We start from the raw sequence: 13,707 nt of genomic DNA, 5'->3' as shown, positions 1-13,707 counted from the left end.
AACCGTTACAATAACGACTAAGTGTGCAAGCTCTTGTCAACCTCTAGAAACCGGAAGGACTCCAATGCAGATTCGTGTAGTACAAGGCGCTGTTGCTCAACAAGCCGATGCCATTGTTGTTGTTGGTACGTGGGCGAATGAGGAACTGCCTGCCAGCGTTGCTGGTTTAATTGAAGCGAGTGATTGGTCAGGAAAGTACAAAAAAACTACTGTGCTATACCTTGGCGCACAAGCAACAGGCAATCCCACCTTCGCCAGCCGCCGGGTGCTGTTGGTTGGTTTGGGCAAGCGCGAATTGTGGAACGCTGAACGGGCGCGCGTGATTGGGGCAATTCTGGCCCAACGCATCCGTGATTTGGGCCTGACAAGCTATAGTCTGCCGTTGCTTGGCAGCGAAGTATTGGGCATAAGCCGCACGGCTGAGGCCTTGAGCGAAGGGGCCTTGTTGGGCGCATATCGCTTTGATGGCTTTAAAACCTTGCCTGACGATTTCGTGCCGTCAGTTGCCTTAGAACAGGTAACCTTGGTTGCTGAAGCTGAGCTTGAAGCTGCCGAATTTGGCGCGCAATGGGGCATTGCATTAGCCCACGGGGTCAACCTTGCCCGCGATTTGGGCAACAACCCACCAATCGTTGCCACCCCAACCTACTTGGCCGAAGCCTCGAAAACGATTGCCCGCGACTATGGCATGACCTGTTTGGTGCTCGATCACGAGCAACAACAAGAATTGGGCATGGGGGCGTTGATTGGCGTTGCCAAAGGTGCTGCTGAGCCAGCCAAGTTTATCGTGTTGGAACACGGCCAAGCTGAGCCAGGCAAACCAACAATTTGTTTGGTTGGCAAAGGCATTACCTTCGATACCGGCGGGATCTCAATTAAGCCAGCTGATAACATGGACAAAATGAAAATGGACATGCAAGGCGCTGGCGCAGTAATTGGCACCATGGAAGCAGTTGGACGCTTGAAATTGCCAATTCACGTGGTGGCCTTGGTTGCTGCAACTGAAAATATGCCCGGCAGCAATGCCTACAAACCAGGCGATATTCTCAAGGCGATGAATGGCGTAACCATCGAAGTGCTCAATACCGATGCCGAAGGCCGTTTGGTGTTGGCCGATGCGCTCTCCTATGCTCAAAAATATAATCCTGCGGCGATTATTGACCTTGCAACCTTGACTGGTGCTTGTGTGGTAGCACTAGGCTCGTATGCAGCTGGCGCAATGACCAACAATCAAGCCCTGTTGCAACGGGTGCAGCACGCAGCCGAAGGCTCAGGCGACCGCGTTTGGGAATTGCCATTGTGGGACGAATATCGTCGCCAAGTGCGCTCGGATGTTGCCGACATCAAGAATACTGGTGGCCGCAACGGTGGAGCGATTACGGCAGGGGCCTTTTTGAGCCACTTCGTTGGCGATTATCCATGGGTACACTTGGATATTGCTGGCGTGGCTTGGACGGAAGATCAACCAAAGGAATACAACCCTAAAGGAGCAACCGGCTATGGGGTGCGCCTCTTGACGGAATTGCTGCGCGAGTGGAGTGGCGTTTCGTTATAACGGGAGTGTGGTCTATGGCTGGGACAATGCGGGTCACATTTTGGGGTGTGCGCGGTAGCTATCCGGTTCCCGGTCCGGATACTGTGCAGTTTGGCGGTAATACACCCTGTGTCGAAGTTGAGGTCAATGGGCATACGATTATTCTCGATGCGGGGACGGGAATTGTGCGCCTAGGCAATGATTTGTTGCGGCGAGCCAAAGAGCGCGGCGGCCCAGTGCGGGCGACCTTGCTGTTTAGCCATATGCACCACGATCATACCCAAGGCTTTCCATTCTTTACTCCGGCCTATGTTGGCACCAGTATCCTGAATATTTTCGGGCCACGGGTGTTCGAGCGTGATCTTGAGGAAACCTTGGCGCACTCGATGTTGCCACCAAGTTTCCCAATCTCATTGGGCGAAATGAACTCGTTGAAGTTTATGCGCAACATGACCGAAACCGATATCTTGCTTTTCGATACGCACCAAGACACGGTGACGGTCAAGAATTTCTACCACGATCAGATTGACGACGATCCTGATGTGGTGCAGATTCGGGCTATGCGTTCGTATGCCCACCCCGAAGGTGTCTTTATCTATCGGGTGCAATGGCAGGGCAAAAGTGTGGTCTATGCCACCGACACCGAAGGCTATGTCAACACTGATCAGCGCTTGGCGACGTTTGCCAACCAAACCGACTTGTTGATCCACGACGCTCAATATAGTGAAGCGCATTATCTCGGCCATAGCGGCTATAACGCCACTCAAGGCTGGGGCCATTCCACGCCCCAAATGGCTTGTGCCGTTGCCAAAGCGGCGCAGGCCAAACAATTGGTGCTGTTTCACCACGAGCCACGCTATAGCGATGCCATGATTCACGAGCTGGAACAGGCTGCGCAGGCAATTTTTGCCAACACAACCGCCGCTTACGAAGGCTTGAGCATCGAAATCTAACTAAACTAACCCAAGGCCAATCGTGGTATGCTGAGGCTGCTACGATTGGCTTTTTTTGTTGATGAGGAATTGGCATGTCTCCACGGCGCGATGTGCGGGTTGAACGTACAGCTCAGATTATCGAGGCAGCAACGCGCTTGTTTGCCCAGCACGGCATTGATCAAACCAGCATGGACATGCTGGCCAAGGCTGTTGGGATGAGCAAAGGGGTCTTGTATTGGTATTTCGAAAGCAAAGAAGCGATTATTTTGGCATTGCTTGAGCACTTGTTCCAGCAGCCGTTGCTCGCTGTGCAAGCCCTCATCCAAGCCCCAACCTCAACCGTTGAGCGCCTAACCCAATTAACCACGAATTTGGCCGCCAACTTGGAAGCCTTGCAGAGCCTTGTGCCATTGGCCCAAGAATTGTATGCCTTATCGGCGCGCAATAGCAGCGTACAAAGCTTTTTGAAAAGCTATTTTCAGCGCTATCGGGCTAGTTTGGTCACGTTAATCCAGCAAGGGCTTGAGCGTGGCGAATTCAGTTCAATCGATCCCGAGCAGGTCGCGTGGCATTTGGCAGCGCTTTACGAAGGCTCAACCATCTTGTGGTTGCTTGAACCAACGCCGCAGCATTTAACCAAGCAATTAAACGCCGCTTTGCAACTCTTGCTCAAGGCAATTGTTGTGGCCTAAGCCCGATTCTGTTTGGGCTGCGCAAAACTACGGTATACTATAGCCAGAGAATACTACTCCATGTAGGAGAACCTGTGTATGGTCTTAGTTGTCGATGATTCGCCGTTTATTCGTGCGTTTGTGGCAGCAGCCCTAGCACGGATCGATGTGGCAACCTGCGAAGCTGAGAGTGTGAGGGCGGCTCGGGCAATCTGTCATAATTTGCCTCTCGATGCAGTTGTAGTTGATTTTGAGTTGCCCGACGAACCAGGTGTGGCGTTGTGTCAGGAGATGCAGCGTTCGAGCAATGTGCCAGTTGTGTTGATGAGTGGTCATAGCGAAGATGAAGTACGTGCGCAATTCCCCGTGCATCAACAACCCTACTTTCTTGCCAAACCCTTTACCTTACATCAAATTCAAGGGCTGATTCGCCAAATCATTGGCGTTGCCTGCTAGGGCATTCTTTGGTATAATGCCCGGCGCACGGGTGGGTCGCATAGTTGGTCGAGTGCGCGGCACTGGAAATGCCGTAGGGTGTCAAAGCTCTCGAGGGTTCGAATCCCTCTCCACCCGCCACCGTACACGCTATGAAGTTTCATGGCGTGTTGTTGTTTTAGCTGGGGCTGGGGATCGGAAATTTTGATCCACGAAGGACACGAAGCGCACGAAGATAAGGCTATAGGCGATAGACTATTGGCTATCGGAACAATTGTTGCCATTTCAAGCAATCTTTGATAACCCAAAGCCCATAGCCACAATTTCTCTGCGCCTCTGGGTTAAAATTCCAATCAACGAAGGGTTGAAACCGCGAAGAGCGCGAAGGACGCGAAGGTAGGTTTTAATGTTGATGTTGCTCCCCTATAGCCCAACGCCAATAGCCAATAGCCATATTTCCTCTGCGCCTCTGCGTTAAAACTCCAATCCCTCGCCCCTGACCCTATGCTCTATGCTCTATGTTCTATGTTCTTGTTTCGATGCTTTACATTTAAGCTCCAATCGCATATAGTACTAGCACAAATGTTTGTATTTGGAGGATGGAATGAGTACAACTGCCAACGCAACGTTTAGTGTGGTGCAATGGGATGAAAAGCCGTATCACGAGCAAGCTGGCGAGGGCAAAACCACGCGCTCGCACGTCATCTATCGCTATGAAGGCGATCTGGTTGGCGAAAGTACGGTCGAATATTTGATGCACTACCCAGAAGCTGCCGATGCAACCTATGTTGGTCTACAACGCTTTGTGGGCACGCTCGCCGGAAAAACTGGCAGTTTTGTCTTGAAGCATAATGGTACTGCCAATGCAGTTGATGTGTTCGATAGCATCGAAGTTGTGGCTGGCTCGGCAACTGGCGAATTGGCTGGCTTGCGCGGTAGTGGCAAGCTTGCGCTTAGCGGTCATGCAGAAGGCTATCCATTTGCGCTTGAATACGAATTTGTTTAATTGCTGAAACCTTCGCCACCAAGGCTGCGTACTGTGTGCCAGAAGGATTGAGGATCGAGCATTAGCATTGCCTTGGATAGTTCTTTTGGCAAGGCGAAAGGAACAAAAGGTCATGGATTGTTCAGCATGTGGCCGTCACAACGAAACAGCAGCGGTATTTTGTATCTATTGTGGTTTTCGGCTTGAAACCGTCAATCAGCATAAACCAGTTCAGGCTGCCATTGGCAAGACAATAGATTTACGCCGTGAGTCTGCGCCTGCTGTCCAATCGATTCCTGTTATTCCCAAGCTTGAACCAGTCGTGCCACCAATGGCCGCTGCCCAGCCAATTGCGCCAGTTGCCCTCCCGCGCAAGCAATCAAACGATGGGTTGATGCTGATTGGGATTGTCCTGCTTGCCCTTGTCTTCTTTAGCAAGCTTGCTATTCCAACATGGATGCTGTTTATGATGGGCTTTGGCGTGCTTTCACTGCGCAAATCGCGCCAGACTGCGGTATGGATGATTGGGATTCCAATTCTGATGCTGACTGGTTGGTGGTGGGCGATTGTGTTTCTAATCATGTTTAGCAACAACAAATCAAAAGGTTGCGGCATGAAACATTCCTACAAGCATTAATTGAAATTTGTGGTATTAATCAATGGCTCTGCTTCACGGCAGGGCTATTGTTTTTTAATAGGCTGCGATCTATACTCGCTAGGTTTTGCTAGGTTCGCTAGTGAATTTTAGAGGAGTAAACTATGGCGCAATATCTATATGGGGATCGCATTGCTGCCCAAGGGCGTTTGATGCTTGGTTGCTCAGCAACCTTATTTGATGCCACGCGCAGCAAGCTTTTGCTAACGCGCCGCACCGATAATGGCCGCTGGTGTTTGCCAGGCGGTGCGTTCGAGCCCGGTGAATCGGTGAGCGAAGCCTGTGTGCGCGAGGTTTTTGAGGAAACTGGCCTGATTGTTGAAGTTGTGCGCTTGTTGGGCGTGTATAGCAATCCCCATCGCATGATTCGCCACGCCGATGGCAATCAATATCACATCGTCAGCCTCAATTTTGAGGTGGCTTTGGTTGGCGGCGAGCTTGGGCTAAGCAACGAAACCACCGAAGTTGGCTATTTCAGCGAGGCCGAAATCGCTACGATGGATATAATTGACCCGCATGTTGAGCGGCTGGCTACGATTTGGGCCAATGAGCCAGGCATTACAATTGCCTAATGGATTTAAAAAAGCCCCTCGCCCAAGCTTGGGCGAGGGGCTGAAGTGAGCAACATAGTTTATTGCCCAACTTGTTTATGAATACCTTCGCCTAATTCTTCGATAAATTTGCGATTGAAGGCTGGAATATCTTGTGGATTGCGGCTTGTGACTAAGCCATTATCAACCACGACTTCGCGATCAACCCATTCGGCCCCAGCATTTTTGAGGTCGCTTTGCAAGGTTGGGTACGAGGTCATCAAGCGGCCTTTGACAATTCCTGCATCAATCAGCGGCCATGGGCCATGGCAAATTGCGGCAATTGGCTTGCCTGCCTCGGCCATTGAACGCACAAAATTCAAAACACTCTCTTCACGGCGTAATTTATCGGGGTTCATCACGCCACCGGGCAACAAAAGCCCGTCATAATCGGCGGGGTTTACTTGCTCAAGGGTGTGATCGACGCTGACTTCGCTGCCCCAATCTTGATCTTTCCAGCCGCGAATTGTGCCAGCCTTGAGTGAAATCACATGGGTTTCAGCCCCAGCTTCTTCAAGCGCTGCTTTTGGTTCTTCTAGCTCACTTTGCTCAAAACCATGGGTTGCGATAATTGCTACACGTTTGCCTTTTAAATGATGGCTCATTATACATACCTCCTGTTACACCTTTGTTCTATGCCAGCAGATGAGGCAAGATTTAGGCCACAGGTGGGTTAAGTCGGCCTCGATTAGGAGCGATCGAGGCCGATGGTGGTTATTTGTTGGGGGCTGTGGGCACGCTGCTTGGTGGTTGTGAACGGAAAAATTTGGCAGCTGCCAAGAATACTTTCGGGGTAAATAAACTTGCTGCTGAGCCAATCATATGAATTGCGCCAACCATGGCGTTGGTGGCGGCGCGATTGCCTGCTGCTGCCATGTTCACCTTGTCGCTATACCATTGCAGGATTCGAATTGGCAAAAGCGGCTTATAGGTCGGCGTGTCAGCTAAGCGTGAATCTTCGCTAATTGTGGTAATCCAGCCTGATTTGTTGCGGCGAGCTAAGGCTTTTTGGAAGCCCAAGGCCCACGGTGCGCTGCCAACGCCTTCCCGTTGCAACCATTTGGCCAAGAGTTGGGCGCTGAGCGTCGTGTTGGTAATGCCTTGGCCATAAATTGGATTCAAGGCACACACACTATCGGCAATGGCAATTAATCCGGCGGGCATTACTGGCAATTGCTCGTAGTGCAGCCAGCGATTTTCGGTTTTGGCATAGCCATAAACTTGGCTGGCGGGTGTGAATTTTTGGGTTATTTCGGCCACAAGCGGGGTACGCATGCGCGCGAGCCAAGCCTCGAACTCGTCGTTATCGGTTGGTGGGCGTTGGCTGCCAACGCCGCCGATCGTCAGCAACCATTGGTCGTTTTCAACTTTGAGAAAAGTTGCGCCATGGCGAATATGCGGCGGCATGGGCATTACGAACAGCGCTGGCCAGCCTTGCCAATCGGCGGGAGCGGTGTACATGCGCGTGGCATAGCCAACATCCGATTTATAAATCGTCTCTTTGACGCGGCCAAATTGGTGTTGTTCGAGCCATTCGGGCAGCTTCGATGGACGACCAGCTGCATCGACCACTAAATTTGCCGCAACGTCGCGCTGCTCACCAGTATCGCGATTACGCACTTGCACGCCAACAACTTGCCGCCCGTGAAACAGCAAATCGGTCACATCTTGGCGGGTCTGAATTTCAATATTGGCAATTTGGCGAATGCGGCCCAAAATTGCCGCATCGAACAATGGGCGGGTGGCGATAATGCTGCGATAGTTTGATGGCTGCGGTTCAGCCCAGCCAGCGGCAAATAAATAGCGGCAATCGTTCATGAGATCAAGCTCGTTGCCGCCTAGCGCCTTCATATCATCGCGCAGATTTGGGAACAGTTTTTCTAGCTCCAGCAGCCCGCGCATGAGCAACAAGTGCAATTGACGGCCTTGGGGCACGCCAGCCCGAAATTGCACGCCGTCTGGCAAACTATCGCGCTCCAAAATGGTTACTTTGCTATACACCTCGCTCAACACCCGCGCGCTTAGCAACCCGCCGATGCTGGCTCCAATCACAATCGCATGGTCACGTCTCACAGCACACCTCCCACTAGCCGAAATGTCCTACTTCTATTCTAGTAGTATAGCAAAGCTAAGACTGCTTGCCTATGCTTAAATGTTGCGCTGCAACGGCAAATTTGGCACCAACTTGGATACTTTCGGGCGAATTTTGCTCATCAAAACAGGGATAAAGACTCGTGGATGAAACAGCGCCGTTGGATTGCCAACCATATGCACCATTTTGATGAATTCGCTAAATACGACGTTGCTCGACACGCTGGCTTGATTGATTTGCTCAAAGTAGGGAGCCAAAAATTTGCTGGCTAATGGGCGTTTGAAATTTGGATCATAGCGGGCATCCTCGCCGCTAGCCATTTCCCAGGCAAATTGATTGCTTTTGAACAAATCGCGCTGAAAACGCTGACCCCACGCCGCCGAGCCACGATCTTGCTCTTTGAGCTTTTGGCCAAGCAAAATTGCGCCAAGCGTCGCGGTGCTGATGCCTTGGCCATAAATTGGATTGAAGGCACAAACTGCATCACCCAAGGCCACCACGCCTGCGGGCAAGTGCATGCGCTCGTAGTGGCGTTGGCGGTTTTCGGTGCGCGCGTAGCCGCTGGTCGGGCCGAGTGGTTGGGTTTTGCTGAGCAAATCGGCCAAAATTGGCGATGGCAATTCGCGCAGCCATTGCATAAAGCCTGCTTCATCGGTTGGTGGCTTGGCCTGATTAACTCCACCGCCAGTCACAATCCAACGATTGCCCTCAACTTCGAGCAAAATCGCGCCTTTGGGCACGCTTGGCGGCTGTTGCATCACAAACAAGCCTTTCCATTCGTTCCAGCCTTCGGGCTTGGCGTAGATTCGTGAGGTGTAGCTGAGTTTGGCATCGAGCACAGTTTCGCTGACAGCGCCACAACCAATCTCGGCCAGCCAAGTGGCTAATTTGGAGCTGCGCCCGCTGGCATCAACCACTAAATCGGCGTATAAGCTCGTTTCGCTACCATCTTGGCGATTGCGTGCTTGCACGCCTTGAATATGCCGCCGATTGCCGATTAAATTGATCGCATCGTGCTGGGCAAAAAACTGAATTTTCGGGTTTTGTAGCAAGCGGCGGCGAATTGCCCAATCGAATAATGGGCGGGTAGCCGAGAGGGTTTTTAATTCGGTTGGTTGCGGCGTTGTCCAGCCATTTTTGAGATAGTAGTGGCAATCGTTGACAATATCAAACGATTGCGCACCGAGATCTTGGAGTTCTTGCTTAATGCCGGGAAACATAATTTCCAGTTCGCGCGCGCCACGAATCAAGAGCAGGTGAACGTGACGACCTTGGGGCACGCCCGCCCGAAAATCGCCGCCCTCAGGCAAACTATCACGTTCAAGCACGCTCACACGGCCATAATGGTGCGATAAAATATGCGTCGTAACTAATCCGCTGATGCTTGATCCAATAACAATCGCGTGATCTTGCAGCATTGTAGAACTCCTTGGTTATGCATTGTTGATCGTATTGACATTGAGTTGGTGTGGTATTGGTGGTGTATTGGCTGCTGCTGGTTGGCGTTGCAAGCGACCTTTGATCACCTGCCAAAGCATACTTGGGCGCAGCAATTCAGTTGGGCTAGCGGTCATATGCACAACCGGCGTAAAACGGTTGAGCACAACTGGATTACTGCTCGTTGCAAGGTTAATTTGATCGAAATAGTGGCGGCGTAGGGTTGCCCCAAACGAACGCTTGACGCTAGGATTGTAGCGGGCATCTTCGCCCACGGCGAGGCTCCACGGAAAGAGATTACTTTTGGCAAGCGCTTGTTGGAAGCGCTGACCCCACGCCGCCGAGCCACGATCCTGCTGTTTGAGCTGTTGATCGAGCAAAAGCGCCCCGATGGTGGCATTGCTAATACCTTGACCATAAATTGGATTAAAGGCGCAAACCGCATCACCCAATGCCACAATCCCCGCAGGCATGGCAAGCTGCTCGTAATGGCGTTGGCGATTTTCGGTGCGGCCAAAGCCAACCAACGGGCTAAGCGCTTGGGCTTGGCTCAGCAATTCATACATAATTGGCGAGCGCAATTGTTTGAGCCAATTAAGCCATTCGCCCTCTTCCAGTGGTGGTTTGGCCTGGTTAAAACCGCCACAGGTCACGATCCAGCGATCGCCTTCAATCTCGGTTAAAATCGCGCCACGTGGGTTGACCAACGGCTGTTGGCGCACAAACAAACCTTTCCATTCGTTCCAACCGGCAGGCTTGGCATAGATGCGCGAGCAATAGCCAACATTTGAGGCCACGCTGGTTTCGGGCACTTGGGGCAGCCCAAGGGCTTGCAGCCATTGGTCGAGTTTGGATGAACGCCCACTGCAATCGACAATAATTTCGGCTAAAAATTGCTGTTCAACGCCAGTATCGCGGCGTTTGGTGTTGATACCGCGCACATGGCGCAGATCGCCAACCAAGCCAAGCACATCGGTTTGGCTTTCGATGCGAATTTTGGGATTTTGGCGCAAGCGTTGCAACAAGACCCAATCGTATAATGGGCGGCTGGCCGAAATCGTGCGATGCGTTGATTGGTGGGGTTTGGCCCAGCCACCAGCCATCAAATAGCGATAATCGTGCATCAGATCAATATCTTGTGCGCCCTGCGCAACCAAGGCTTGACCGATGCCCGGAAACAAGCGTTCAAGCTCGTGAGCGCCGCGCATGAGCAGCAAGTGCAAGTGGCGCGCTTGGGGCAAGCCTGCGCGAACCTCGATGCTTTCAGGCAACTGATCGCGCTCAATAATTGTTACCTGAGCGAAATAGTGGCTGAGGATGTGGGCCGTTGCCAAACCGCTAATGCTTGCACCAATAACCAACGCATGATCATGCACCATCGTAGCTCCTTCAAGGACAAACTCGACTATGGCTGTTAAGATTCTGTTCTCTGGCAGAATCGGATAGCCTGCGGTGTGCTGCTGAATGGCGGGAGCGTTGGTGCAATAGTGTGATGCGATAGTGGTAATTTCATGCAGCAACCAGAATTTTGATTGCTGCATAGTACCATACATGATTTTTTTTGTAAGGCTTTTGTTTAGGCTAGAAAGGCTTGGTTAAGTAGGTCATTTGGACACTCTAGTTGGGGTATTTGTTGGAATTTATTAGCATAGAGGCTGGTGCGCAGTTGTTCGCTAAGCGCGGCATAGCTAATTTGGGGCTGCTCGCTCAGAATATTTTTCAAGAAGAATGTCATTGCGCCGTGGTAGGTTCCGCCAAAGTTGGCATCGGCGGCAACTTGCTCAGCTTTGCAAGCAGAAATCAGCACCAGCTGTTCGTGCTGTGGGCGTTGGCCAAAGCGCTGTTTTTGCAACGATCCAATCAATTCGCCAGCAAACTTGGCAATTGCAGCAGGGTCGCTGGTGCGTTGCTGAAGATCGTGAATTTGCTGGCTGACGGTAGCAACCTGATTTTGTTGATAGGCAGCTTTTTTGGCCCGAATTTCGGCGTAGACCTCGTTGGCTGGGGTTAATGTGCGATAGCGAATATCGGCAAACGGATCTTTGCTAATTGTGCCCGAATGGCAACAATCCATCAATAAAATCAAGCGGGTTGTGCCCAAAAAGCCTTGGTATAGCTCGGCCAAATGATCGTCGGTCAGCACGCCAGCGCTGAGATAATCGATTGGAGCAAGGCATTCATCAGCGCCATCTGGTTCGTCGCCATTTTGATCTGGCTGCGGCAAGCCATGGCCAGCGTAGTGAAAGATGCGCACTTCTGGCTGACCATCGTTGAGCGGTTCGGCGAGCCAGCGCAGATTGTCGATCATTGCTTGGCGGGTGGCAGCTCCATCGCTGATGAGCCGCAGTTGATCATCGGCGGCACTATATTGGGTTTTGAGCAGTTCGCGCACGGCAGTTACATCGTTGACACAGCCCTTGAGTGGCCGCTCGCTGTACGTATTGATCCCCACAAATAAGCCACGCATACCCATTGCTGCACGCTCCTCATATAGCTATTGGGCTAGTACAGTAGTCGGCTGATGATGCCATGTCAAGCCTAATCACTCAGGATTGTGGCCCAAACAGAGGGTTTGCCAACATGGCTGGGTGATAATTGGCAAAAATGTGAGCACTTCGCTGGCCCATGGATCGATACTATCAATTTCGTAGCGTAGGCTTTGATAGCCATTATGCTGGGCGAAGTGCACAGTTTTTTGCAATAATGCGCGAATTATCGCTGCTTGCTGGGCGCTGTAGGTAGGTGCTACGCCGATCAAGCCTTGTTCGAGCGTTTGGGCAGCTGTTGAATGATAGATGCAATTAAAGCCAACAAGCTGATCAGCAGCATAAACGACAAATGACGCTGCTGGATGCAGATCGGTTAAGAAGGCTGATTGGGCCTCGAGTGTAGCTTGGCTGGCTGGGTTATAGCTATGGTTGGCCTGATAGCAGCTATTGATTAAATTGAGCAATGCTTCTGGTTGATTGCTACTTAAATAGGTTTTAAACGAAGCAATTGTTAACTCATGCGTTGGCTCCAGCTGGGCAATTTCAAGCGCTGACAACGATAATTCACCAAGATAGGTGTTTTTAATGATCTGAAAGCCTTGCGCCTGCAAAAAATTCAGCGGCTGTTGGGCATGGCTCCAAGTGGCGGTTTGCAGCCCACGGCCATCAATCAGGCTTGTTTCGGCAATTAAACGATTGTAGAGTTGTTGCTCGATGCCTGTCTGTTGGTATGTAGGCTGAACGTGAATGCCAATGTAACAATGCTGAGGATGAAAGCGATTATTCCAGAGACTGCTGATGCCAACCAGTTGCTGCTCCTGCCAAGCACAAAGCGTTAGTTCGCTCTGCTCGCCAATTCGATAATAGGCGATTGTGTCGGGATCGTCGGGCCAACATTGCTGCATCAGTTGCTCGCTGGCTGCTTGATTCTCTGGTTGATAGGCTTGAATCGTCACTGGTTGAGGCAAGATTGACATTAGTTTGCTCCTCGATACTTCAGGCTTGGCAATGCTCGAATCGATTAAACCACATTTCGCATGCTGAATCGCAATTGATCATACTCCACGCTTGCGACATGCAAAAGCAGCATAATCAGGTACAATAGGCGCAGACGGGAGCAAAGAACCTAGCTGTTCTTTGCTCCCCTTTTGCGAACAATGGAGGACAAACGGCGTGAGCGCAGAGCAACGACCAATTGTGATTGGGGTCGCTGGTGGAACTGGATCGGGCAAAACCACGGTTTCTCAGGCGATTCTTAGTCGCGTCGGGCCATCACGAATTGCATTTTTACAACATGATTCCTACTACCGTGATTTTGCTGAGCTTTCGTTTGAAGAGCGGCTGCTGGTTAATTTCGATCATCCTGATTCACTGGATAGCAATTTATTGGCAGAACATGTTGAAGCCTTGTGCAACGGCCAAACCATCGAAGTGCCAATCTACGATTTTACCCGTTATGCTCGGCGACCAGAAGTGATGCATGTGCAGCCGCGTCCGGTGATTTTGGTTGAAGGCATTTTGATTTTTGCCGAAGCTGTGCTACGCCAATGCATGGATGTGAAAATCTATGTTGATGCCGATGCAGACCTGCGCTTTATTCGGCGGCTCAAACGCGATATTGCCGAACGGGGCCGTTCGATCGAATCGGTGATTGAGCAATATACCAAAACTGTGCGCCCAATGCACCTTGAGTTTGTCGAGCCAACCAAGCGCTATGCTGATATTATTATTCCGCGTGGCGGCCTCAATGCCATCGCCATCGATATGGTGATTGCCCGCGTCGAGTATTTGCTGGCCGAGAGCGAAAAATTAAGTATGCAGGATGAACCGAGAGCATAGAGCATAGAACAGAGAACAGAGAACATAGGGGCTGGGGATCCGGGA

The 13,707-nt window shown here is 51.3% G+C and carries 14 protein-coding genes and 1 tRNA gene; 9 read left to right on the top strand and 6 right to left on the bottom strand.

Annotation, left to right across the window (positions count from 1 at the left end):
* Positions 1-64 precede the first annotated feature (64 nt).
* The 8 genes from C5S61_RS03245 to C5S61_RS03210 all read left to right on the top strand — a co-directional run bounded on the left by C5S61_RS03245 (position 65) and on the right by C5S61_RS03210 (position 5,787).
* Positions 65-1,555, top strand: coding sequence for a leucyl aminopeptidase (locus C5S61_RS03245; protein ID WP_110513678.1), 1,491 nt, complete (start codon positions 65-67; stop codon positions 1,553-1,555).
* A gap of 14 nt (positions 1,556-1,569) precedes the next feature.
* The gene (locus C5S61_RS03240) at positions 1,570-2,487 is read left to right on the top strand and encodes an MBL fold metallo-hydrolase (protein ID WP_110513677.1); all 918 of its coding nucleotides are present in this window, start codon (positions 1,570-1,572) and stop codon (positions 2,485-2,487) included.
* Between the two features lie 74 nt (positions 2,488-2,561).
* Positions 2,562-3,161: a TetR/AcrR family transcriptional regulator gene (locus C5S61_RS03235; protein ID WP_110513676.1), complete on the top strand. Its 600-nt coding sequence runs from the start codon at positions 2,562-2,564 to the stop codon at positions 3,159-3,161.
* 78 nt (positions 3,162-3,239) lie between these two features.
* Positions 3,240-3,596: a response regulator gene (locus C5S61_RS03230; RefSeq protein WP_110513675.1), complete on the top strand. Its 357-nt coding sequence runs from the start codon at positions 3,240-3,242 to the stop codon at positions 3,594-3,596.
* A 29-nt stretch (positions 3,597-3,625) separates the two neighbouring features.
* Positions 3,626-3,716: transfer RNA gene (locus C5S61_RS03225), tRNA-Ser, on the top strand.
* Positions 3,717-4,179: 463 nt separating this feature from the next.
* Positions 4,180-4,581: a DUF3224 domain-containing protein gene (locus tag C5S61_RS03220; RefSeq protein WP_110513674.1), complete on the top strand. Its 402-nt coding sequence runs from the start codon at positions 4,180-4,182 to the stop codon at positions 4,579-4,581.
* A 112-nt stretch (positions 4,582-4,693) separates the two neighbouring features.
* Positions 4,694-5,197 carry a zinc ribbon domain-containing protein gene (locus tag C5S61_RS03215; RefSeq protein WP_110513673.1) on the top strand — a complete coding sequence of 168 codons (504 nt, stop codon included), beginning with the start codon at positions 4,694-4,696 and terminating at the stop codon, positions 5,195-5,197.
* Between the two features lie 122 nt (positions 5,198-5,319).
* Positions 5,320-5,787: an NUDIX domain-containing protein gene (locus C5S61_RS03210; protein ID WP_110513672.1), complete on the top strand. Its 468-nt coding sequence runs from the start codon at positions 5,320-5,322 to the stop codon at positions 5,785-5,787.
* Positions 5,788-5,846: 59 nt separating this feature from the next.
* Here C5S61_RS03210 and C5S61_RS03205 read toward each other — a convergent pair whose 3' ends face one another.
* The 6 genes from C5S61_RS03205 to C5S61_RS03180 form a co-directional block, all read right to left on the bottom strand.
* Positions 5,847-6,410 carry a type 1 glutamine amidotransferase domain-containing protein gene (locus C5S61_RS03205; RefSeq protein WP_110513671.1) on the bottom strand — a complete coding sequence of 188 codons (564 nt, stop codon included), beginning with the start codon at positions 6,408-6,410 and terminating at the stop codon, positions 5,847-5,849.
* 109 nt (positions 6,411-6,519) lie between these two features.
* Positions 6,520-7,878 (bottom strand): NAD(P)/FAD-dependent oxidoreductase, encoded by a 1,359-nt coding sequence (locus tag C5S61_RS03200; protein WP_164689201.1) that lies wholly within the window; start codon positions 7,876-7,878, stop codon positions 6,520-6,522.
* Positions 7,879-7,953: 75 nt separating this feature from the next.
* On the bottom strand, positions 7,954-9,315 hold the full coding sequence (locus tag C5S61_RS03195; protein ID WP_110513669.1) for an FAD-dependent oxidoreductase: 1,362 nt from the start codon (positions 9,313-9,315) through the stop codon (positions 7,954-7,956).
* Between the two features lie 15 nt (positions 9,316-9,330).
* Positions 9,331-10,713, bottom strand: a complete 1,383-nt coding sequence (locus C5S61_RS03190) for an FAD-dependent oxidoreductase (protein ID WP_110513668.1) — start codon at positions 10,711-10,713, stop codon at positions 9,331-9,333.
* Between the two features lie 197 nt (positions 10,714-10,910).
* Positions 10,911-11,807: a caspase family protein gene (locus C5S61_RS03185; protein WP_110513667.1), complete on the bottom strand. Its 897-nt coding sequence runs from the start codon at positions 11,805-11,807 to the stop codon at positions 10,911-10,913.
* 69 nt (positions 11,808-11,876) lie between these two features.
* Positions 11,877-12,800: a GNAT family N-acetyltransferase gene (locus C5S61_RS03180; RefSeq protein ID WP_110513666.1), complete on the bottom strand. Its 924-nt coding sequence runs from the start codon at positions 12,798-12,800 to the stop codon at positions 11,877-11,879.
* A gap of 196 nt (positions 12,801-12,996) precedes the next feature.
* Between C5S61_RS03180 and udk the strand changes: the two genes are divergently transcribed.
* On the top strand, positions 12,997-13,662 hold the full coding sequence (gene udk, locus C5S61_RS03175; protein WP_110513665.1) for a uridine kinase: 666 nt from the start codon (positions 12,997-12,999) through the stop codon (positions 13,660-13,662).
* The last annotated feature ends 45 nt before the right edge of the window (positions 13,663-13,707 follow it).

This window comes from Herpetosiphon llansteffanensis, from assembly GCF_003205875.1.
GTDB lineage: Bacteria > Chloroflexota > Chloroflexia > Chloroflexales > Herpetosiphonaceae > Herpetosiphon > Herpetosiphon llansteffanensis.
Note: the sequence above shows the minus strand (reverse complement) of the source record. Positions and strands in the feature narration are given on the sequence as shown.

Excerpts from the sequence above, each read along its gene's own strand:
- C5S61_RS03240 (WP_110513677.1), top strand. The coding sequence starts at position 1,570 with ATGGCTGGGACAATGCGGGTCACATTTTGGGGTGTGCGCGGTAGCTAT.
- C5S61_RS03205 (WP_110513671.1), bottom strand. The coding sequence starts at position 6,410 with ATGAGCCATCATTTAAAAGGCAAACGTGTAGCAATTATCGCAACCCAT.
- C5S61_RS03220 (WP_110513674.1), top strand. The coding sequence starts at position 4,180 with ATGAGTACAACTGCCAACGCAACGTTTAGTGTGGTGCAATGGGATGAA.
- C5S61_RS03210 (WP_110513672.1), top strand. The coding sequence starts at position 5,320 with ATGGCGCAATATCTATATGGGGATCGCATTGCTGCCCAAGGGCGTTTG.
- C5S61_RS03235 (WP_110513676.1), top strand. The coding sequence starts at position 2,562 with ATGTCTCCACGGCGCGATGTGCGGGTTGAACGTACAGCTCAGATTATC.
- C5S61_RS03230 (WP_110513675.1), top strand. The coding sequence starts at position 3,240 with ATGGTCTTAGTTGTCGATGATTCGCCGTTTATTCGTGCGTTTGTGGCA.
- C5S61_RS03215 (WP_110513673.1), top strand. The coding sequence starts at position 4,694 with ATGGATTGTTCAGCATGTGGCCGTCACAACGAAACAGCAGCGGTATTT.
- C5S61_RS03180 (WP_110513666.1), bottom strand. The coding sequence starts at position 12,800 with ATGTCAATCTTGCCTCAACCAGTGACGATTCAAGCCTATCAACCAGAG.
- C5S61_RS03185 (WP_110513667.1), bottom strand. The coding sequence starts at position 11,807 with ATGGGTATGCGTGGCTTATTTGTGGGGATCAATACGTACAGCGAGCGG.
- C5S61_RS03190 (WP_110513668.1), bottom strand. The coding sequence starts at position 10,713 with ATGGTGCATGATCATGCGTTGGTTATTGGTGCAAGCATTAGCGGTTTG.
- C5S61_RS03195 (WP_110513669.1), bottom strand. The coding sequence starts at position 9,315 with ATGCTGCAAGATCACGCGATTGTTATTGGATCAAGCATCAGCGGATTA.
- C5S61_RS03245 (WP_110513678.1), top strand. The coding sequence starts at position 65 with ATGCAGATTCGTGTAGTACAAGGCGCTGTTGCTCAACAAGCCGATGCC.